General features: G+C 31.0%; 16 protein-coding genes. 9 read left to right on the forward strand and 7 right to left on the reverse strand.

Annotated features, from left to right (window positions below; all coding sequences use genetic code 11):
* Window positions 1–284 precede the first annotated feature (284 nt).
* Both ACUXZJ_RS02330 and ACUXZJ_RS02335 read right to left on the reverse strand, forming a co-directional pair.
* The gene (locus ACUXZJ_RS02330; protein ID WP_060381456.1) at window positions 285–1,364 is read right to left on the reverse strand and encodes a M48 family metallopeptidase; all 1,080 of its coding nucleotides are present in this window, start codon (window positions 1,362–1,364) and stop codon (window positions 285–287) included.
* Entirely contained in the window at window positions 1,364–2,323 is a 960-nt protein-coding gene (locus ACUXZJ_RS02335) for a YjgN family protein (RefSeq protein WP_063743385.1), read from the reverse strand. The genes ACUXZJ_RS02330 and ACUXZJ_RS02335 overlap by 1 nt, the downstream gene beginning before the upstream one ends.
* A gap of 164 nt (window positions 2,324–2,487) precedes the next feature.
* Between ACUXZJ_RS02335 and ACUXZJ_RS02340 the strand changes: the two genes are divergently transcribed.
* From ACUXZJ_RS02340 to sufD, 5 genes are all read left to right on the forward strand, one after another.
* A complete protein-coding gene (locus ACUXZJ_RS02340) occupies window positions 2,488–2,817 on the forward strand; it encodes a HesB/IscA family protein (protein ID WP_060381454.1) in 330 nt (109 codons plus the stop codon).
* Window positions 2,818–3,257: 440 nt separating this feature from the next.
* Complete coding sequence (sufB, locus tag ACUXZJ_RS02345; RefSeq protein ID WP_060381453.1) at window positions 3,258–4,706, forward strand: Fe-S cluster assembly protein SufB; 1,449 nt, start codon at window positions 3,258–3,260, stop codon at window positions 4,704–4,706.
* A complete protein-coding gene (locus tag ACUXZJ_RS02350; RefSeq protein WP_063743387.1) occupies window positions 4,706–5,197 on the forward strand; it encodes a flavodoxin family protein in 492 nt (163 codons plus the stop codon). The genes sufB and ACUXZJ_RS02350 overlap by 1 nt, the downstream gene beginning before the upstream one ends.
* A gap of 11 nt (window positions 5,198–5,208) precedes the next feature.
* A complete protein-coding gene (sufC, locus tag ACUXZJ_RS02355; RefSeq protein ID WP_060381451.1) occupies window positions 5,209–5,958 on the forward strand; it encodes a Fe-S cluster assembly ATPase SufC in 750 nt (249 codons plus the stop codon).
* A 452-nt stretch (window positions 5,959–6,410) separates the two neighbouring features.
* Window positions 6,411–7,727 (forward strand): Fe-S cluster assembly protein SufD, encoded by a 1,317-nt coding sequence (gene sufD / locus ACUXZJ_RS02360; RefSeq protein ID WP_060381450.1) that lies wholly within the window; start codon window positions 6,411–6,413, stop codon window positions 7,725–7,727.
* 196 nt (window positions 7,728–7,923) lie between these two features.
* Here sufD and ACUXZJ_RS02365 read toward each other — a convergent pair whose 3' ends face one another.
* Entirely contained in the window at window positions 7,924–8,490 is a 567-nt protein-coding gene (locus tag ACUXZJ_RS02365; RefSeq protein WP_063743389.1) for a CvpA family protein, read from the reverse strand.
* Window positions 8,491–8,614: 124 nt separating this feature from the next.
* On the opposite strand from ACUXZJ_RS02365, the gene ACUXZJ_RS02370 reads away from it, so the two are divergent.
* The 3 genes from ACUXZJ_RS02370 (at window position 8,615) to ACUXZJ_RS02380 (ending at window position 10,567) form a co-directional block, all read left to right on the forward strand.
* Window positions 8,615–8,971 (forward strand): hypothetical protein, encoded by a 357-nt coding sequence (locus tag ACUXZJ_RS02370; RefSeq protein WP_063743391.1) that lies wholly within the window; start codon window positions 8,615–8,617, stop codon window positions 8,969–8,971.
* Window positions 8,972–9,057: 86 nt separating this feature from the next.
* On the forward strand, window positions 9,058–10,077 hold the full coding sequence (gene pheS, locus ACUXZJ_RS02375; RefSeq protein WP_063743393.1) for a phenylalanine--tRNA ligase subunit alpha: 1,020 nt from the start codon (window positions 9,058–9,060) through the stop codon (window positions 10,075–10,077).
* 82 nt (window positions 10,078–10,159) lie between these two features.
* Complete coding sequence (locus ACUXZJ_RS02380) at window positions 10,160–10,567, forward strand: hypothetical protein (protein WP_060381446.1); 408 nt, start codon at window positions 10,160–10,162, stop codon at window positions 10,565–10,567.
* 174 nt (window positions 10,568–10,741) lie between these two features.
* Here the strand turns inward: ACUXZJ_RS02380 and ACUXZJ_RS02385 are convergent, their stop codons facing one another.
* Window positions 10,742–11,737 carry an NAD(P)H-dependent glycerol-3-phosphate dehydrogenase gene (locus tag ACUXZJ_RS02385; RefSeq protein ID WP_060381445.1) on the reverse strand — a complete coding sequence of 332 codons (996 nt, stop codon included), beginning with the start codon at window positions 11,735–11,737 and terminating at the stop codon, window positions 10,742–10,744.
* A gap of 181 nt (window positions 11,738–11,918) precedes the next feature.
* Here ACUXZJ_RS02385 and ACUXZJ_RS02390 point away from each other — a divergent pair, with 181 nt between their 5' ends.
* Window positions 11,919–12,803 (forward strand): hypothetical protein, encoded by an 885-nt coding sequence (locus ACUXZJ_RS02390; protein ID WP_060381444.1) that lies wholly within the window; start codon window positions 11,919–11,921, stop codon window positions 12,801–12,803.
* 104 nt (window positions 12,804–12,907) lie between these two features.
* Here ACUXZJ_RS02390 and ACUXZJ_RS02395 read toward each other — a convergent pair whose 3' ends face one another.
* From ACUXZJ_RS02395 to ACUXZJ_RS02405, 3 genes are all read right to left on the reverse strand, one after another.
* On the reverse strand, window positions 12,908–14,071 hold the full coding sequence (locus tag ACUXZJ_RS02395) for an iron-containing alcohol dehydrogenase (RefSeq protein ID WP_060381443.1): 1,164 nt from the start codon (window positions 14,069–14,071) through the stop codon (window positions 12,908–12,910).
* A gap of 712 nt (window positions 14,072–14,783) precedes the next feature.
* Window positions 14,784–16,049, reverse strand: coding sequence for an endonuclease V (locus ACUXZJ_RS02400; protein ID WP_063743395.1), 1,266 nt, complete (start codon window positions 16,047–16,049; stop codon window positions 14,784–14,786).
* Between the two features lies 1 nt (window position 16,050).
* Complete coding sequence (locus ACUXZJ_RS02405; RefSeq protein WP_063743397.1) at window positions 16,051–21,975, reverse strand: fibronectin type III domain-containing protein; 5,925 nt, start codon at window positions 21,973–21,975, stop codon at window positions 16,051–16,053.
* Window positions 21,976–22,007 lie beyond the last annotated feature (32 nt).

The following is a 22,007-nucleotide window of genomic DNA, read 5'->3' on the forward strand; positions in this document are numbered from 1 at the left end:
AAATATACTAAAAAGATGTATGAGGTTTCTCTTATAACTTTACTTACACAAAATAGATATTAAATGGAGTTCGTTTTCTTTTATATTCACGTTTTATATGATTCATACTGTATTATTTTGAATGTTTGAATCATTTTATCATCTACACAGAGTATTTTTTAATATTTTTTTATCTTTAACTTTTTCTTTATGCTTTTATTTCTATCATAAAATCGAACATATAATTTGGTTTTCACATTAAGCAATAATTCCAGAATATAAAATTTCTAGAACAAGAATAGTTTTCATTTTTTTAATTCATTAAACAGGTACTCAAGCTTTTTATTTTTATTAAAGTTATACGTCTTTTTTACGATCAATTTTTGTATAGTATTAATTCGTTCTTTAGTTATAGGATGTGAGCTCAAAAATTCAGGAACTGATAAAGCTGTAGAGTTTTCTTCTTTTTCTAATGTGGTAAATAAATCTATCATTCCTTTGGGATCTATTTGATTAGCCAACATTAGTTTAAAACCTTCCTCATCTGACTGTGTTTCAAAGTTTCTAGAAAAGGAGAGCGAATACAAACTATCTGCATGTTGTCCTACCACAGACATGATACCGTTTATGTCCCCCAACATTACTGATAAAAAAAGATACCCTGATAAATCTCTGCATAATAATTTTATTGCATGCCTTTGGTTTACATGAGCTGTTTCATGACCTAGTAAGGCTACTAATTCTTCATACGTTTTTATCTTATTTAATATTCCTTTATAAACCACTATATTTCCATCAGGAAGAGCAAACGCATTTACTACAGGTGAATCTACTATCGTAAAATGTAATTTTTTAGTATTTTTTAATTTTAGTTGATCTGCAAATTCTTGTAATAATTGAGACTCTTTTTCTTTTTTATTTTCAGTTAAAATAAATTGATTAAAAGCTGAAACTCCCAACTTATCATCAAAACTTTGAGGTAATAAAACGGCGGCTTTTTCTCCTAACCATGGTACTACATAAAAATAGCTCAAAATAACGGAGACAAATAAAACCATGGCTATAGAAATAACTATAGTTAAATTTAAATTTCTAATTTTCTGACTCCAGTTAAGTTGTTTATTTTCGGATAAATATACTTTAAAGTCTTGTATGAATTTTTGATCCGTTATTTGAATACTTTGCGAAATATCTGGTTTATAATGCAATATTATTATATTGGATTGAAAAGTTTTATCTAATTCATTAATTGACCAATTTAACCAACCTTTTTCTTTATTTTCAAAGAACAGGCAGTTTTTTGTAACATCTAAAAAAAGTTCAACGAAATGGGGTTTAGAAGAAACCCCATCATAATATATAGCTTGTGCCTTAGTTATTGTCATTATATTACTAAATCCATATCTAACATATCTTCCATATCTTCACCTGTAGCATCTTTATAAATCTCTTCTGTTTGATTAATTGTGCTAAGATCAATTGTTCCTTCTAATTGAATAGAGGACAATAGGAACTTCATAATACGCATTTCAACCCAAGCTGTTCCAATACCAAAAGTAAACGTGATAATTAACAGATTTACAATGACTACTTTAAGAAGTTCTCCCCCTGTAATATTGGTAGAAATTTTTAATTCGTCTTCATCTTTATACATTTTTAGATTATTAATGTAATATTCAATAATTTCTTTTTGCCACCAAAAACCATAAATACCAAGAGTAAACAGAGTTAAAAAATAGCCTTTAATATTTAGTATCAAATAATCTCCCCCATTTCCCTCATACTCCATTTTTATATTTCCTAAACGAATATTTTGAAGAGTATATTTTCTTAAATTAATTGTAAACCAAGATCCATAAATACCAAATGTTATTGCAGTAAGCCCAAACCATTTTAAGAAATTAACCATCAATTCTTTACGGTTTCCTCTATATCCAAAACGAATCCCTCTCCATGAAGTTCTAGACATTCTATAACGATAAGATCCGTGTATGGCAAAAGGTACTATAACTAAAATAACACCTACTAAAAAAAGGAAAGCAATACTTTCAAATCCTGCATAATAAATTAAACCAAAAATAACCGCTAAACCTAAAAAAACCGCAATACTTGTTATATATCCTTTAAACATTTCTTTTCCTGTACCATGAAACTCAAAAGGACTCCCGTCTAAAGTTGTTTCACTATACAAATATTTTAGTCGTTTTTCTTTTGCCCAAGGATGATAAAAGCCTAATGTTACAGCATTTAAGACCCAATTAAGAATTAAAATTCCAAAATACGTTTCACCTTTTCCGCAAAAGTCCACATTGTAGTTTTTAGCTTGCTTTAATTTTTGATCCATTTTTTAAATAGTTAATTTGTTTTTTGTAACGCAATATAAAGGATTTCAATAATCTATCATAACTATTTTTTATTATAAAATTGATTACAAAAATGTTAGAGATTATGAAAAAGAATTTTTATGTTGTACCTTTGCAATTAATTTAGACAAAATCAAAATAAGAAATGATAAAAGTTTCAGAATCAGCAAGTAAGAAAATCATAGATATGATGAAAGAAGACGGCTTTGATGCTTCAAAAGATTTCGTACGTGTAGGGGTAAAAAGTGGCGGTTGTTCAGGCTTGTCTTATGAACTTAAATTTGACAAAGAAACCACTGAAAATGACAAGGTTTTTGAGGACAATAACGTTAAAATAGCTGTTGAAAAAAAATCATATTTATATCTAATAGGCACTGTACTTGAATATTCAGGAGGGCTTAATGGTAAGGGTTTTGTTTTTAACAATCCCAATGCACAAAGAACCTGTGGATGTGGAGAGAGTTTTTCTTTATAGTTAAACAAAGGTCCAAGAAATAAAAACTAAAAGAAATGAGTAATACGTTTTAAATCTGATAAAGATCAAAACATATTGAAAACCATTTATTTTAATATTAAAAATTATCATTTTTTGGATCTACAAAAGCTTTATCTATAGAAAACGCTCTATATATTCAATTAATTATCACTGATTTTTGAAAAAACAAAAAATCAGCAAATAAATATAAAAAGGTATTTAATTTTCTCTATTTATGTCAGATTTATAAACAGAAATTAATTCTATTGAGGTAGAAATAACAAAGTTAAATTTCAAAATAACCAGAGAATTTATTAAATATTTAAAACAGAATAAGGTGAATCAAAAATTAAAAAGATTTAAAAATAAAAAAGTACAATATTTTGTTTCATTTTTATAGATTTTTAAATTTTTTAAATTTTTACATTTTTAGATACATTATGTCAAAATATACCGAAGACGATTTAAAAATAGAATTAGAAAACAAAGAGTACGAATATGGTTTTTATACCGATATCGAATCAGAAACGTTTCCTGCAGGTTTAAACGAAGATATTGTTCGTGCCATTTCTAAAAAGAAAAATGAACCTGAATGGATGACTGAATGGCGCTTGGAATCATTTCGTATTTGGAATGAAATGACAGAACCAGAATGGGCTAACGTTCATTATGAAAAACCTGATTTTCAAGCAGTATCATATTATTCCGCACCCAAGAAAAAAGATAAGTACAATAGCTTAGATGAAGTAGATCCCGAGTTGTTAGAAACATTTAAAAAGTTAGGAATATCAATTGATGAACAAAAACAATTAGCAGGTGTTGCCGTTGACATCGTAATGGACTCCGTTTCGGTTGCCACTACATTCAAAAAAACCTTAGCTGAAAAAGGTATTATTTTTTGTTCTATATCAGAAGCTATTCAGGAACACCCTGAATTAGTTCAAAAATATATCGGAACAGTTGTTCCTCAAAAAGATAATTTCTATGCTGCCTTAAATTCCGCTGTTTTTTCTGATGGCAGTTTCTGTTATATACCAAAAGGCGTTCGTTGCCCTATGGAATTATCTACCTATTTCCGTATTAACCAAGGAGGAACCGGTCAGTTTGAAAGAACTTTAGTCATTGCAGATGAAGGAAGTTATGTATCATACCTTGAAGGTTGTACAGCTCCAAGTCGTGATGAAAACCAATTACACGCAGCAGTAGTAGAGTTAATCGCTCTTGACGATGCCGAAATTAAATACTCAACCGTTCAAAACTGGTATCCAGGAAATAAAGAAGGAAAAGGCGGTGTATACAACTTCGTAACTAAACGTGGTTTATGCGAAAAAAACGCTAAAATTTCTTGGACACAAGTTGAAACAGGTTCTGCCGTAACTTGGAAATACCCGTCTTGCATACTAAAAGGAGATAACTCAATAGGCGAATTTTACTCTATTGCCGTTACTAACAATTTTCAACAAGCAGATACTGGAACGAAAATGATCCATTTAGGTAAAAACACCAAATCAACCATTATCTCTAAAGGTATATCTGCTGGAAAATCACAAAACAGCTATAGAGGATTAGTGCAAATTAGTTCACGTGCCGAAAATGCACGTAACTTCTCTCAATGTGACTCTTTATTAATGGGTAACAACTGTGGTGCACATACGTTTCCATATATTGAATCCAATAATTCAACCGCTAAAATTGAACACGAAGCCACCACTTCTAAAATTGGTGAAGATCAAATTTTTTACTGTAATCAACGTGGCATTCCTACAGAAAAAGCAATTGCTTTAATTGTAAACGGTTTTAGCAAAGAAGTATTAAATAAGCTTCCAATGGAATTTGCAGTAGAAGCACAAAAATTATTAGAAATTTCTTTAGAAGGTTCAGTAGGATAATGAGCAATTCAGTAATTATAGTCGGTTCATCTCGTAAAAACGGTAATACCACCACAATTGCTGATGCTATTGCAGAGCAATATAAAATGGATATCATTAATCTAAGTGATTATCAATTTACATATTACGATTATGAGAACAAAAATATAACAGATGATTTTCTTCCACTAATGAAGGAAATCATAGAAAAATACGATACCCTCCTATTTGCTACACCAATATATTGGTACAACATGAGCGGTATCATGAAGGTTTTTTTTGATCGTTTTTCTGATTTAATCCGAATTGAAAAAGATTGGGGTAGAAAATTAAGAGAAAAAAAAATGGTCGTAATCTCTAATTCACATGATTCCGAAAAAGATCTAGATTATAGTTTCTATATTCCTTTTCAAAAATCAGCCGAATATTTAGGAATGCAATATATAGGAAATAAGCATATTAACGCTGACAATCCTAAAGAATTAAACAACATAGAATTAGCTTTTTTATAAAATAAAACAAAATGCTTAAGATTAGTAACTTACACGCTTCAGTAGAAGATAAAGAAATATTAAAAGGTATCAACCTAGAAATTAAAGCAGGAGAAGTTCACGCGATTATGGGACCAAACGGTGCTGGAAAATCAACATTATCGTCAATCATCGCTGGTAATGAAAATTATGAAGTTTCAGAAGGTGAAATCATCCTTGATGGTGAGGATTTATCTGAATTAGCACCTGAAGAAAGAGCACACAAAGGTGTCTTTTTATCATTTCAATACCCTATTGAAATCCCAGGAGTTTCAGTAACTAACTTCATTAAAACAGCCATTAATGAAAAACGTAAAGCAAATGGTGAGGAAGAAATGCCTGCTAACGAAATGCTGAAAAAAATCCGTGAAAAGTCAGAGTTATTAGAAATGGATAGAAAATTCCTTTCTCGTTCACTGAATGAAGGTTTTTCAGGAGGTGAAAAAAAACGTAATGAGATTTTTCAAATGGCAATGTTAGAACCTAAAATTGCTATTCTTGACGAAACAGATTCAGGTTTAGATATTGATGCTTTACGTATTGTAGCTAATGGCGTAAATAAATTAAAAAATCAAAACAACGCGGTTTTAGTAATTACACACTATCAACGCTTATTAGACTATATCGTTCCTGATTTTGTTCACGTACTAATGGATGGTAAAATCGTAAAATCAGGTACTAAAGAATTAGCCCTTGAATTAGAAGAAAAAGGATACGATTGGATTAAAAATGAACTCGTATAAATTTTGTTTCAAGTTTCGGATTTCAAATTATATGACTACAATAAATAAGTTTGAAAAATTAGAAATCTAGCAAGAAACACAATTATTAACTAAAAAAATCATTTAATTTTAAAAGAAACGGAACTAAAAACTGATTTCAGATTTAAAGAAGAAGTTAGATCTTCTTCTGAATCAGTAATAGACAGAAGATTTTGAAAAAGATAGAAACATAAAAACCAAATAACTCTTATCTATTTCAAAAGATTCAAACAAAAAATACGGTTCTCAAATATATAGACTTTATGACTATGAATATATTTTAAAAGATAAATTCATAGAATTAAAAAATAAGTATAAAATCTAAGCGATAGAATTATTAAAAATTTTATTGCTTATTTAAATAAGAAAGATTTCAAAGAAACCTAATTCCAATAACTTGGAATTTGAAACTTGAAACTTGAAACAAAAGAAGTATGGATTTAAAAGAAAAATTACTTTCCTCTTTTATGGCGTTTGAAGAAAAGGTAGATGTAACCACTGAATTACACGACCTTCGTACTTCCGCATTAAAAAATTTTGAAGCTAAAGGTTTTCCAACAAAAAAAGAGGAAGCTTGGAAATATACATCGCTTAATACAGTATTAAAAAATGATTTTAGTATCTTCCCTAAAAAAGAAAATGCAGTTGAAATTAAGGATGTAAAAAAATACTTTATCAACAATGTTGACACCTACAAAGTAGTATTTATTGACGGTGTTTTTAGCACTTTTTTATCCTCAACTACGCATGACGGATTAGATGTTTGTTTAATGTCCTCAGCATTAACAAAACCCAAATATAAAATGGTTATTGACACCTACTTTAATCAAATAGCAAGTAAGGAAGAAGCATTAACTAGCTTAAATACCGCTTTTGCCTATGAAGGAGCTTATATAAACATTCCTAAAAGTAAAGTAGTTGAAAAACCTATTGAAATTATTTATTTCTCAACTGGTGTTGAAAATGCTCTAATGATACAGCCTCGTAATCTAGTTATTGTAGGTGAAAATGCACATGTACAAATTATCGAACGTCATCAAAGTTTAAACAAAAATCCTGTCTTCACTAATTCAGTAACAGAAGTTTTTGCCCAAAAACGAGCCATTGTAGATTACTATAAAATTCAAAATGATTTACAATCCGCTAATTTAATTGACAATACCTATATTGCTCAAAAACAAGAAAGTCGTGTTTCTGTACATACATTCTCTTTTGGAGGAAATATTACACGTAATAATTTAAATTTCTATCACCAAGGAGAACGTATTGATTCTACCCTGAAAGGAATTACAATCATTGGAGATAAACAACACGTGGATCATTATACATTAGTTCAGCATGCGCAACCAAATTGTGAAAGCCATCAAAACTACAAATGTATATTAGACGATCATGCAACGGGTGTTTTTAATGGCAAAATTTACGTTGAAAAAGAAGCTCAAAAAACAGATGCTTTCCAACAAAACAACAACGTTTTATTAAGTGAAAAAGCATCTATAAATGCAAAACCACAATTAGAAATCTTTGCTGATGACGTAAAATGCTCACATGGGTGCACCATTGGTCAACTAGACGAAAGTGCTTTATTTTATATGCAACAACGTGGCATTCCTAAAAAAGAAGCCAAAGCACTGTTAATGTATGCTTTTACCAGCGAAGTAACTTCAAGCATAAAAATACCTGAATTAAAAGAAAAAATTGGCAAAATTATCGCCACTAAATTAGGTGTCAATATGGGATTTGATCTATAAAACGCTTATTTATAAAACCTAATTAAAAAGCATTTGTTCAATTCGTACAAAATAACTACTCTAAAATATAAAAACCCCGTTTTAGCTATTCTTGCCAAAACGGGGTTTTCAACTATAATTTATTGATTTTGCTAATCAATACCATTTTACTAAGTATAAAAAACAATTAATATTAGTTCAACCCTATATCATCTTTTCAATGTATACCCTCTTGACCTTCTTGTTTTTTTACATCATCCGTTTTTTCATCCCATTTATCGGACTTCTCTTTTAAATCAGCAAACCAATCTCCTAAAACGGGCAATAATATTTCAGATGTTTTCATACAAGGGTTAAAAAACAAAGAATTTTCTTGTGTTTCTTTACTTACAATCATATCATTTACATTTACTTTCTGAAAAAGATTTAAAACTACACCAATTAATAAAGCTGATTTTAATGTTGCAAAAAGTCCTCCAACTAACGTATTAGCCCACCCTAAAAAAGCAAAACTAGCAATACTTGAAAGTAATTTTGCAATCAAATGAATTCCTAATACAACCAATACCAAAGTAATAACAAATGCCAAAACTTGAATTGTTTTAGACGACCAGAATATATTCTCTTCTAAAATACCACTCACAAAATACGAAAATTTAATAGCGATAAAAATTCCTACAAAAAACGCCACCAAAGAAGCTAGCTCAACAAACAAACCATTTTTAAATCCTTTATAAAATCCAAAAACTAATAAAGTTCCTATAATAAAATCTATAAATCCCATTTTTTCTTTTTTTCAAATATAATAAAAAGAGAAAACAAGAAAGAAAAAAGAAGGCTATCCCTTATTAGTATTATATTTGCAGAAAGAAGAAATCTTTTAATCTATCTTCTTTCGTCTATATAAAATGAGTCGAGATATACAATTAAAAAAACGTTGGGAACAAATTGTTAGGTTTCTATCTAATAAATTTGCCGATGGTGATGAACTTGATTTAGATGCCATTATTTACCTTGTAGGTATACAAGAATTAGGAAAATTTAATCAAAACTTTAAAAAAGATGAAAAAGTAAACCTAATGCACATAGCCATCTGTAGATTATTAGAACCCTATGGCTATTACGAATTTGACTATTTTGATCAAGAAGGCTGGCCTCATTACAAAATAAAAGAAGAACTACCACTGTTAAAGGCAGGTGAACAATCTGTTTTAATGAAAGAAGCCATTGTGAATTATTTTGTAGAAAAAAAAATTATTGAATAGTCAGCACACAGAAACAAATAATTAGAAATATTAATTAAACTAATCACTAAAAAAAAATTAAATTTGCACCTTTCAAAGGAGAACCGATGATAGATAAGATTAAAGAATACATTGCCGAAGCCCAAGCTTTTGATACACAGGATAAGGAAAAATTAGAAGCATTCCGAATTAAGTTTCTTGGAAGCAAAGGACTAGTAAAAGACATCTTTGCTGAATTTAAAAATGTCCCTAATGATCAAAAAAAAGATTTTGGTCAAATTATTAATACATTAAAAAATACAGTAGAAGAAAAAGTAAAATCAATTCAAGAAGCTTTAGAAAGCAAAGAAGAAACCAAAGGACTATATGGTGATTTAACACGTCCTGCTGAACCTATTAAATTAGGCTCAAGACATCCTATATCATTAGTAAAAAATCAAATTATTGATATTTTTTCAAATGTAGGCTTTAACGTTTCTGAAGGCCCTGAAATTGAAGACGACTGGCACAATTTTACCGCTTTAAATTTACCTGAATACCATCCAGCACGTGATATGCAGGATACTTTCTTTATTCAAACTAATCCCGATATCTTATTACGCACCCACACCTCATCTGTACAAGTGCGTTATATGGAAAATAATACGCCTCCTATTCGTACCATTTCTCCAGGACGTGTTTTTCGTAACGAAGCCGTTTCTTCACGCTCCCACTGCATTTTTCATCAAGTAGAAGGTTTATATATTGATAAAGACGTTTCTTTTGCTGATTTAAAACAAACTTTGCTTTATTTCACCAAAGAAATGTTTGGCAAATCCAAAATCCGTTTACGCCCTTCCTATTTTCCTTTTACTGAACCAAGTGCTGAAGTAGATATTTACTGGGGATTAAAGAACGAAATAGATTATCGTATTACCAAAGGAACAGGCTGGTTAGAAATCATGGGATGTGGAATGGTCGATCCTAACGTACTAAAAAATTGTGATATTAATCCTGAAGAATATAACGGATTTGCATTTGGTATGGGTATTGAACGTATTGCTATGTTATTGTACCAAATTGGAGATATTCGTATGTTTTATGAAAATGATGTACGTTTCTTAGAGCAATTTAAATCAAGTATATAATTACATATAGCCAAATATTGAAAGTCAAAAGTGCGAAATGAAACAAACTTTTGACTTTCTTCTTTTTAATATTAATACTAAAATGAAAAAAGACATTATAATCCCTAAAGTAGAAAATGTATTTTTAGCCGCTGTACAAGAATGGAATGATGATTTTATGGATAAAGTATGGAATGTTTACCTTATTAATGATTCTGATTTTGAATTAGAAAATATTATAGTCGTTTCTAAAGCTTACGGCAAAATAGAAGGTGAAATGCGCAAAACATCTTTGTTACGTCACGGATTTAAAACATTACCAAGTGTTTCTGCTTTAAAAATAGAAATGATAGAAAATAGTGTTCTAGCCCTTAATAATGAGTTTATGGTAACTTATTTTATAGAAAATACACTTTACGACAAAAAATTTACTTTCCGACAAAATACAATTAATGAACGTGCTACTGAAGAAGTCCCTATTTTATGGCAAAATGGAGTGGTAGTAAAATAAATGATCTAAAAAGAAGATAATTCCTAATTTTATTTTGTTTAATCTTTTACTTTGGCAGAAAGACTAGGAGAAATCACATAATACCTTTTGTAATGTGACTTCTCCTTTTCATTAAAACAACAAACTAAATGTTATAAAATTTCTATTCATATAGACTCATTTATTATCTAAAAATCAATCTAATTTTTCTGTTAATTTTTTAAAGACTTTCTTTGCTTCTTTGTTTTCATACAAAACTTGATAAACTGCATCTAATATGGGAGTTTTAGCTTCGTATTTTTGGTTTAATGTCCAAGCACTTTTGGTAGCATAGTATCCTTCTGCTACCATACTCATTTCCATTTGAGCTGATTTTACGGTATATCCTTTACCAATCATATTACCAAACATACGATTTCTTGAAAAAACAGAATATCCTGTTACAAGCAAATCTCCTAAATAAGCGGAATTATTTATATTTCGTTTCATACGATGTACTTGTTTAATAAAGCGCTTCATTTCTCGAATAGCATTACTCATTAATACCGCTTGAAAATTATCACCATATCCTAATCCATGAGCTATACCTGCTGCTATAGAATAAATATTTTTTAAAACAGCCGCATACTCCGTACCTACAATATCATCTGATGTTTTAGTCTTAATATAATAGCTGGAAAAATTAGTCGCTACAACTTTTGCTTTTTCCATATCTCCACATGCTATAGTTAAATAAGAAAGTCGTTCTAATGCTACTTCCTCTGCATGACAAGGACCTGTTATTACACCAATATTTTCATAGGGTATATTGTATTTTGTATGAAAATGCTCTCCTACTATTAAACTACTTTCAGGAACAATTCCTTTAATAGCTGAAAAAACTATTTTTCCTTCCAGACTCTCAGTCATTTTTTCAAGTTCTGCACTCAAAAAAGCAGAAGGTATTGCAAAAATTACATAATCAGCATCTTGAATTGCTTTATTTATATCATTAGTAAGTTGTAATTTATTAATATCAAATGCTACAGAACTTAAATAATTAGGATTATGTTTGTGTAATTTCAAATGCTCTAATGCGTAAATACTTCGCATATACCAAGCAATTTGATCAACATTTTCACATAACATTTTTACAATCGCGGTAGCCCAACTACCACCACCAATAACAGCAAATTTGGGTTGTGTATTCATACTTTATTATTCCCGATCAATTTTTACCACGCTCGAGGCAAACGTTTTTATCATCTGTCTATTAGATTAAGATAAAATAGTTTTATCTGTAAAGATACAATTCTAAACAAAAAACCAAAGTTACAAAAAAATGGCACGCATATTGAATAGTTAAATAAGGAAACTTCAAAATCTTAATAGTATGAAAACAATAAGAATATTTTTGTTAATCATAATAATACCTTCCTTATTTCAATCTTGTACTAATGAAGTAATAATTGAAGATCGTCATACATCTACTAATAGTAATAAAAGTCTATCCAAATTAATGGAAAGTTATGATTTATGGTATGTAGATTATAATACTACAGAAGGTTCTGGTGATATTCCCTTCATAACACGTGCTTTTACTATTTCTTTTTTAAATGGGGCTTTATATGCTAACAATAACTTAGCAGGTATTGGATCAACTGGCAACGGATTTGGAATAAGAATAGGAGCCTATAATTATTATTCTAATTCTATTCGTATTTTTCATGATGTATACGGAACATTTGAATTAGAAATAAGTCAATTAACAAATAATAAAATTAAGATACATGATCCCTCTCGAAAAGTAAGCTATTATTTAACGGGATACCAACGAAATAACTTTGGTTATAACAAATTATTTAACGATAACATTCATTACTTTTTACAAGAATATGAAGCTTGGGAAAAAGTGTACACTAGTAGAATAGGTGCTTTAAATGATTTTGATAAAGAAAATTTCATACAATTTCTAGCGGGTGGAACAAACGATCATTTTCGTTCTTCAAAAGATTTACGAGGAACCAATGTAAATAATATATACTGGGATTTTAATGGTTTATATGGTGTTTCAAACAATCTTAATCCTTATACTAAAAATTTAACATTAGATTATGATTTTTGGGGCAATGAATCTTTTACACTAAGCGTTATTAATGACCATCGCATTCAATTGTTTCACAATGCAAGTCGTACAACTTATGAATTTGAAGGCAGAGGATTCATTCAGTATCTTCGATTAACTGTTAGCAAAACCAAAACAGATGTAGAAAAATAATTGGGTTAAAAGTTAAGTTACGTTTTGTTTTTGGTGTTTAGTAAAAAAGCGCACATTGAAATAATCAAGTGCGCTTTTTGAATTAGGTTAAGATTTAAAATATTTTAGTAACTCATTTCTACAATGGCTCTTACTTTTTCAGGTGTAATGTTTTGTTTTTCTCCTAAAGCTTTCCACCCTCTTTCTTCAAAACGATTTACAATTATAGAAGCTGTTTCTGTATAATTTTCCGTATTTTCAGATAAACGAGTAAGCATTCCCATGGTATGGAAGAACTCTGTTGTTTTTTCAATCGCTTTTTGGGCAATATCTTCATCTGATCCTGTCAAATCCCAAACTCTCTTTCCGTATTGAGTTAATTTTTCCTTTTTAGTATCAAACATTACTTTATACAAATTAGGTGCTATAATTGCTAAAGTTCTTGCATGATCTATTTCGTACAAAGCAGTTAATTCATGACCTATCATGTGAGTAGCCCAATCTGATGGGACTCCTTTTTGGATCAACCCATTTAGTGCCATTGTACAAGACCACATAAAATTAGATGCTAATTTATAATCGGTTGGATTTTCAACTACAGAGGGACCTATTTCAACTAAAGTTTGTAAAATACTTTCTGCTATCCTATCTTGTAGTAGCGCATCATGTGGATACGTTAAATATTGTTCCATAACATGTGTAAAAGCATCTACTACGCCATTTTGTAACTGACGCTTAGGTAATGATTCTATTACAGTTGGATCACAAATAGAAAACACAGGAAATAAAGCACTACCTCCCAAAGTTAACTTTTCTTGTGTTGCTTCAATTGTAATTACAGCACCTGAATTCATTTCAGAGCCAGTAGCAGGCAAAGTTAAAACTGTTCCAAAAGGAACTACCTCTTTAAGATCTTTAAACAATATTCGTTGACGAAGAATTTCTACTTCATCTCCTTGATATTTAACAGCTCCTGATATAAATTTAGTTCCATCTATTACACTACCACCTCCAATAGCAAGAATAAAACCTATATTTTGTTCTCGAATTATCTGAACTGCTTTCATTAAAGTTTCAAAACGAGGATTTGGCTCTATACCCCCAAACTCAATTACTTCAAATTCATTTAAAGCTGTTTTTACTTGATCATAAATTCCGTTTTTAAAAATACTACCTCCTCCATAAGTAAGTAAGATCTTAGTGTTTTGAGGTAATAATTCCGTTAATTTTGTTATCTGTCCTTTCCCGAAAATATAATTTACAGGATTGTATAACTCAAAGTTTGTCATGTTTTTTGTGTTTAAAGATCTAAAATTAGAAAAGAATTTATCTTTAATATTATAAAATAAAGTTAAATTTCAATAGCCACCCACCATAAAAACACAAACATCTGTATTACAAATAATTGACTCTAAAAACAAAAGCAAGCATTTGTTTAAAAATATATATTTTTAACGGTAGTGTATTATATCTTGCTTCATTACCAATCTGTCTTTTTTATTACAAATTTTTAATACACTACCAAATCTCCTTGTACATTTTCTACATATAGCTCTTTAATTAAATTCACAAGACCCAACTGGCAAAGTCTCCCGACTTTGAACTATCACAAATTAAACTTTTTTGCAATAAGTCACTTATTTTGATTTTTAATGAAAATGCAAAAATGTAAAATAATATACATTACTAGCTTAACGCAAAGTCAGGAGACTTTGCCAGCATGTCTATCTTAAAATTATAGCTCAGACTCTGGGGAGCAGGGCATTCTCTTTGTGGGCACAGAATACAATTCTGCGCTAACTGCCACGTTGAAAACTAGACGCTTAGATTTGGATTGTATAAATTCGAGCGATCGGGTTATGCGCCAACTGTTTCGTTGAAAACTAGACGTTTAGATTTGGATTGTGTAAATCCGAGCGATCGGGTCTGTATCTTCCCAATTAAAAAGCACGCCAACACTTTTGGCTGTGTTGTTTACGTAATATACATCTATGGCTAGTATCATTTTATAATTCCGTATTGGTTAAGTTCATCATTCATAAAATCGATTCTGAATTGCTCAGGCATCTGTTGGCGAGCAATCTCAATTGCCTTTTCAAGTACAAAAGGAAGTCTTGTTGATTGCGTTGTTTCTAACACCCAATTTACACTTGTCTCTAAAGAAATCTTATGTCCTATAGAAATATATATTGGGTTTGTATTTTCTTTTGTTCGGAGGGCTTTTCCAACTACTTTTTGGTCAAATATAAGTTCTATACGATCTGCTCTTTTATCCCCTAAATCTTCCTTCTTATAATACCCTACAAGACGTTTTTTGGCGCAACCAATAGTAGGTATATCCAGTTGAATACCCAAAAAAGTAGCCAAGCCCATATTTTTAGGATGCTCAATACCGTGTCCATCACAAAAAATAAGTTGGGGTTTTATAGATAATTTTTCAAAAGCTTTTATTGCCCACTCTGTTTCATTAAATCCAAAAACATCTGGAATATGCATAGTGATCTTGTCCTCAGTATAAATTGCTTGATCTACAATTTCTTGACTATTTACATTCATAACTGTGATAACGGCTACAATTACTTGGGTAATATCGTGATAAGCTACTGTTACTCCTCCAATAAATTGTATATCAGTTGGCAGTTGATCCTCGTTTATTGTTTTACCAATTTGTTCTTCTTGCCATACAAACTTTTCCATGAAAGTATCAGGAATTGTTTTTCCTAGGTATTCTTTCATTTGATTATGAATAGCATAAGCGACAATAACCTTTGAATATCTTTCAACATCTTTATGTACATAAACAAATGTATCTAGATCAATAGGACCATCTTCATCATAAGAGTGGTACTTATCAATCACATCCTTATTGTTTACAATTAATTTTTCATAATCCAAATCTTCACGATTTAAAAGTACTTTAAAGTTCAATTGTTCAATATTTTCTCCGTTTTTAAAACGAAAATCATCAAAAGAAATAAAATCGTAACTCAAATTATAATGACTAACATTAGTATTTTTTATACAATCTAAACCTAATGTAAACCTTTTCACACCATATATATATATGTATGCATACCATTTATACTCTCTAAAACAAAAATCATAAATTAATCCATGTTCAAAATTATTCACATATGAAATTCTAAAATATAAATTTTTATCTAGGTCTAACTTTTCTTCTATTCCAGTAAACAATTCACGTTTATCATTTACGTTAATGTAGGCTTTTAAATTTTCCCAATTCTGTTGCTCAAAATATTTTATCATTTTATTTACTATTTGGAAAGAAAACCCCTTCCGTTATATAAAAACAATGAGGACAAGTAACCATCTGCTTAAAAATTTGACCTTTTACTTTCCATCTTATAACAATTTTAATATCGAGTGCTCTAATATCTGCTACACTGGTAATGTTTTGTTTATCTTTTATTAATTCGTTCAAAACTAACACCTCCGTATGAATTCCTGGTCTCTGAGCACTAGTAAGTTTGCCTAAACTAATTTTACCTCCATATAGCTTTTCATATAATTTACCATCACTATAATTAGAGCAATCTTGTCGAATAAAATCCATATATTCTATATGCTTTTGTAAAAAGGGATGTAATGTACTTATAAAGTCATCATATGCTGTATCAGAATTTTCTAAAACATCTCCATTATATTTCTTTCTATTGTACTTTATAACTATGTTCTCATTTGGTAAATTACCTGATGAAACTTTATTACCATCAAAAATACCTTGCTCTTCTACATTACAAATTTCTTTAACTTTATTCCAAGAATGAATATCCTCGTTATCAATAGCTTCAACCAATAATTTCTCTCTTGCTCCCATCCCTTTAACAATTTTAGAACTTGTATCCCAATCTCTATGATCGTCTCCGTGATAAGGTCTAATCGTTTTATAAAAGTCTCCATTTTCTTTCCAATAATCAACTAAATGCTCTTTTGATTTCAAAATAGCCATTCCTCTTTCAGAAATACCTGAAAAATCATCTACAAATACTTTTTGCTTTGCAATGGTATAGCTTAGCACTTTATCTAAAATCTTTAAATTAATTCCCTTGTCACATAGTTTTTGTACCGCGACAGCATTTTGTGTATTTGAAGCTAATTTTTCTAATTTTTTACAAAGCTCGCTTTCTTTGCTATTCCCAATTTTATCAGGACAAAAGGTACATTTAGGCGAAGTATTGGTGTTAGTTGGATCTTTATCCTCTGTAAACTCATAAATATGATAACCATCTACAGCTGACTTTATAAAATTAATCTTTACTTGATTATTAATTAAAGTAGCTAAGATGTTATCTTGTCCCACATTAAGAATTACAAATTTTCCATCTACGGCTTGGGCAGTTGGAGAAGTCTTAATACTTACGAAAATTTCATTATCAAATGCTTTTAATATCTCATCTGATTTTGACGTAATAGTACTTCTAATAACATCCGTTAATTGTTCTGTTTTTCCTGAAAGGTTTAAAACAGTTTCAATTTTGTTTGCATTATTTGATAATTGTAAAATATTATCAGTTGCATTAACATTTAAATTTAGAGTAAGGACAGAGGCTAAAATTGTTTTCTTAAAACCTGTATTTATTTTTGAAATGTAATTACTAAAAGTTTTCCCTCTATTTAGCAAGTTAAGATCAGCTGAGGTATTCTTGAAAATATTTTTTAAGTGGCTCAATCTTTCGGTGAATACTGTATTTTTAAAAAGGTTAGAGCTACTTATTGCGGTGTCAAAAGCATTATAACTTTTTGCAAAATTGGACAGCTTTAAAATATTATAACCTGTATTAGCTAAATTAGTTACTGCTCCTGCTCCATCAATAAAACTATAAGCTGTATATGTAGTATCCCAAGCTTTGTAAAAAGAACTATCTTTAAAACTAGGATCTGAACTAGCTAAAGAAGTTACATAAGCATCTATGGAACCTACTGCAATACCTACAGAAGATATTGTAGATAAAACCCCAACTAGAGAAGAACCTCCTGAAAAAGGAACAGCCAAAACTCCAGTAGTTATCATCACTGCATTTCCGAATTGCCTCAACGTTTCTTGTTTTCCCTCTTCATCAAGTATAGCCTGATAAGCAAAAGCAGCTATAGCAGGCATTACTATTTCTTTTTTAGTCTCTAATCCTAATTTATTTTCAATACCACATATTACTGTTACAGGTTCATACGGATTGTAATTTTCGTCATATTCAAAATAAGAATAATAGCTACTTAATGGAGGTGGATTATTTGGATCATAAATTCTAGGTGACAAATCTGTCATCATATATTTATTAAAAAATCTTAGCTTTCCATCCTCTAAAAATTCAAGTTCGGTTTTTTGAATATTTATTTCACTATTGTTATCAATTTGTAGAACTATATCTTCATTATCTTTTCCTAAAACATAAGGCTTCATACCCGGATAATAATCAGACACAGCTTGTCCATCAAAAACAAAAGCCTGTTTAACAGTTGGTTTTATATTTAATTTATCATAATGGGTAACAATCCATTTACTCAATTCCAAATAAACCTCAGAAACTTGATTTATATCTATATCATTTCCAAAACCGCCGTTTGTTCTCCCAAAGTTGTATAGCTTTTTAAGCCATACAAAATTATTTTCCTTAAACTTTAACAATAAATTTAATCGTTGATTATTAGGAGTATATTTAATTAGATCTCCAATAAAGAAATAATCACATCCTGAATTTTCACACATACTAATTTCTAGATCACTGTCATCAGTAGCCTCTTTGAAATATTTAGATAATATTTTAGTTCTCAAAGATTCTTCCATTTTTTGCATCGAACACAGAGTGATATTGGCTCTAAAAATTGGTTCTAAATCTTTGATTGTATTATTTGATTTATTTACAGCTTCAGCTATGTTTAATAATTGCTTTTTAATAACTACATCATCCGCAATGTTACATGACACAATCGTATCATCTTTAGCTAATGACCAACCAGTAATTTGATTAGGCTTACTATTATCTAAAGGATTACATTCTAATGGTAACGAGGAATTTAATTTTGATGCTAAGAAATCAGCTAAAACTTTATTTGAATTATAATTTGTAGGTAATTTTGATTTATTTAAAAATAGTTTTCTTGCTGGACAATCAATTAGATTCAAGAAAAATAATATTTCTGGATCATTTGTTTTATTTTCTACACCAAATATAGGTTCACTATTTGCTATTGTTTCAAATTTGTTTTTTTCATTATTCCAACTTAAACTGGTAGTATTTACATACCTATCTTGATCCCAATAATAATATCTTTTTTTAGTTATTATTTCTTTGTCTTTCTCAATTACAACAAAACCAGGTACAGTTCCTGTAGGTATATTTTTGTCTTTTGGTTCTAAAACTATAGACGATTGATCAATATTAACAATTTTAAAATTTGGTGTCATTACACTTTTTGAAAACTCCCCCTTCTCACTTCCATCCAACACATACAACCCAAATTTAGGGTGGCTAATGCGTTGCCAGTGTGGATAAGCTAGTTTTGTGCCTAAAGCATAATCCATTAACCATGGGGTATTACTGTTTTTATCACCTGTAGAAAATTGTTCCCATGGGTGCTGCAACTCGAATACGCCGTGACCTAATTCGTGCCCAATTATTGTTGCTAGGTCATTGCCTGCTTTTACCTCTTCTCCACTTTGATTGGTAAACACAAAACCAAATTGTGAATGGCGTGGCATGAAACCTGAAATGGCTCTACTTGGGGTAATCCCCTTGGTAACAAACACATAGTATTGGTCTTTTTGGATGTCTTTACCCGCTTTGTATTGCTCTACAAATTGCGATTGGTCTTCGGATAATTTTTCTAATAGGGCATCTTTACCACATTCTAAGGTGTTTTTTGCTACTTCATGGTTGGGCGCAATTGTCACTTTAAATTGTACTCCAGCATCTGCATAAATGGCATTAAGTTGCGTAGCGATCCCATCAGGTATGGTCGCATTATTTACGGGTACTAAGGTTATATTTACATCCGTTTGTGTTTTGATTGGAATAATTTTTGCCGCGCCTAATACTTGGTGCTTGGCTCCGTCTTTTCCTGGTATTAGTGCCAATAGTTCCTCAGGGGTTGAGCTATGATATACGGGTACTTCTAGTCGTTGATAGGCCTTGCCATTTTTCATAACCAGCCCCCCTATTTTTTTAGCCACGCTGCCTTTGATATTAAATAGGATACTCTCAGGCTTTATTGTTGTACCATTAACGGCTATTACTGCATCTATAAAATCAAAACTACGACTTCCTTTTCCATCATTTTGGATTCCTTTATGATATAAAGTATAAGGTGTCGCTCCGTCAGCAATGGTTTTGTATAGTTTTTGAATGTCAGGATGTGCTTTTGCAGGCATTACATCGTCAGCATACTTACTTTCTGCCGATCGCTCAAAAGTAACACGAGCGGCTATAGGAGCTAGCTTTGTTACCATGCCTGCGCTGGTAATTCCTTGTGTATTAGAAGCATCAGGAATAAATCCTGCGGCTTGTCCTTCATTTAAAACCACGGGCTTATCGCTTCCTGGGGGCACTGCATATACGTTTCCTTTGGGGTCGCGGATGATTATGAGTTCTTTGGGGTCTAGATCAAAACTTTGGGTTTGTCCATTAGTACCGGTGACTACTACTTCATTACTGTTTACTGTAATATGTGACAGATCGGGAATATCAAAATTGGTTTGAAATTGATGTTCTTCGGTATCGGGGGAAAGAAGATCAAAACCGTCTTCTATTTGATCGTATAGGCTACTGAGATCTGTTATATTTTTCCAACTTGGATCATATAGGGCTTTGATTTCGCCTTTTACTAGCCTAAAGTCTGTATTAAGGGTAATGTCTTTAAATTCTACGCCTATTTTTACAAAGGATAAATAAGGGACGTTCACGTAGCCTTTGCCGCTATAGCTTCTTTTGCCTCTTACTTCGGTGAGTTTGATGGAAAAATCGCCTGCAAGAATGATTTGATCATTGGGTAATTCTCCTTCAAAAAGGGTTGTATTACTTAAATCTATATTGGGTTTTATGCCACATTTGATGGCTATTTCTTCTTTACGGGGTTGGGTAAATTCTTCTACGGGGGTATAATTTATAAGTCCTCCTATGCACTCTCCTCCTACTCGATATTCGTAGGTTGCTCCTGCTTCTAGATCGTATAGTTTGGCTTCGTTATTGTAGTAGGCTGTTGGGTACCAACTATTGGTTCCTTTTTTACGGTATTCTATTTTATAATCTACAAAGTCGGGATTGGTTTGCCACGTAATTTTGGATTGGGTGGCATTAAGGGAAATAGCTACTACGAATTTTGGAGGGGGGCAATTACCTGGGTAGATAAAATCAAAAATTTCGCTATAACCATTGTTATTAAATATGGCTTTATCGCCAAATCCAGGTTGACTTAGTGCTTTTACGCGCCAAGCGTATTTACGTCCTGCAATTAGTTGGGACTCTACGGGACCGTAATGTAAAACGGTCGTGGAGGTGGTGGTTTTGTATAAGGGTATGCTGGTTAGAAAGGCATGGTTAGAGGGTACTTGCTGGTCTAGGAGTTCTACTAGTTCAAATTCGTATTCTATATTTACGGCATTGAGGTGTCGCGGGGTCCAGGTAAAAATAAGGTTTTGGGGGTCTTGAAAACCAACCAGTTCATGATTACTAGGGCTATTCAGTAACGGGGGTTCATTGTATACAAAATAATAGAAGGTACAGGATTTTTGTGAAATTCGCTGGTTGGTTATAAAATCATATACTTCTATACAGTATTTGTAATTGCCTTGTGGTAAGGTACCGCTGTATTGGTTTTGATTAATTCCGGATAGGTTTTCTAATTGAAAATAAGGGGCTAGATCTAGATTGGATAGTTGTAGGGTTTCGCCTCCGTTTAGGTACATAATGGGCGCACCTTGTACCATTGGAAGGGATTGGGCTTGAATACCATTTCCTTCTATGTATAGCTGTAATCGTACTTGACGATGAACAACATTTAGATCCGCTGTGTAGATATTGACTAGATATTTTTGATCAACTGTTGTAGCATAGCTCGACAAACTGGATAAATAAGGAGGAAATACGCTGCTGTTTACTTGTACTGGGTAAAGTTGTGACCATCCTACGCTATTTAACAGTAGTAACAGAAGGTAGAAAAAATATTTTAATCTATTCATATTCAATTTTTTATTGAATTTTGTTTGTTTAT

Source organism: Flavobacterium sp. TN-1, assembly GCF_052828645.1.

Bases quoted from the DNA above. Each gene is read 5' to 3' on its own strand.
- ACUXZJ_RS02330 (WP_060381456.1), bottom strand. From the start codon at position 1,364: ATGACAATAACTAAGGCACAAGCTATATATTATGATGGGGTTTCTTCT.
- ACUXZJ_RS02335 (WP_063743385.1), bottom strand. From the start codon at position 2,323: ATGGATCAAAAATTAAAGCAAGCTAAAAACTACAATGTGGACTTTTGC.
- ACUXZJ_RS02340 (WP_060381454.1), top strand. From the start codon at position 2,488: ATGATAAAAGTTTCAGAATCAGCAAGTAAGAAAATCATAGATATGATG.
- sufB (WP_060381453.1), top strand. From the start codon at position 3,258: ATGTCAAAATATACCGAAGACGATTTAAAAATAGAATTAGAAAACAAA.
- ACUXZJ_RS02350 (WP_063743387.1), top strand. From the start codon at position 4,706: ATGAGCAATTCAGTAATTATAGTCGGTTCATCTCGTAAAAACGGTAAT.
- sufC (WP_060381451.1), top strand. From the start codon at position 5,209: ATGCTTAAGATTAGTAACTTACACGCTTCAGTAGAAGATAAAGAAATA.
- sufD (WP_060381450.1), top strand. From the start codon at position 6,411: ATGGATTTAAAAGAAAAATTACTTTCCTCTTTTATGGCGTTTGAAGAA.
- ACUXZJ_RS02365 (WP_063743389.1), bottom strand. From the start codon at position 8,490: ATGGGATTTATAGATTTTATTATAGGAACTTTATTAGTTTTTGGATTT.
- ACUXZJ_RS02370 (WP_063743391.1), top strand. From the start codon at position 8,615: ATGAGTCGAGATATACAATTAAAAAAACGTTGGGAACAAATTGTTAGG.
- pheS (WP_063743393.1), top strand. From the start codon at position 9,058: ATGATAGATAAGATTAAAGAATACATTGCCGAAGCCCAAGCTTTTGAT.
- ACUXZJ_RS02380 (WP_060381446.1), top strand. From the start codon at position 10,160: ATGAAAAAAGACATTATAATCCCTAAAGTAGAAAATGTATTTTTAGCC.
- ACUXZJ_RS02385 (WP_060381445.1), bottom strand. From the start codon at position 11,737: ATGAATACACAACCCAAATTTGCTGTTATTGGTGGTGGTAGTTGGGCT.
- ACUXZJ_RS02390 (WP_060381444.1), top strand. From the start codon at position 11,919: ATGAAAACAATAAGAATATTTTTGTTAATCATAATAATACCTTCCTTA.
- ACUXZJ_RS02395 (WP_060381443.1), bottom strand. From the start codon at position 14,071: ATGACAAACTTTGAGTTATACAATCCTGTAAATTATATTTTCGGGAAA.
- ACUXZJ_RS02400 (WP_063743395.1), bottom strand. From the start codon at position 16,049: ATGATAAAATATTTTGAGCAACAGAATTGGGAAAATTTAAAAGCCTAC.
- ACUXZJ_RS02405 (WP_063743397.1), bottom strand. From the start codon at position 21,975: ATGAATAGATTAAAATATTTTTTCTACCTTCTGTTACTACTGTTAAAT.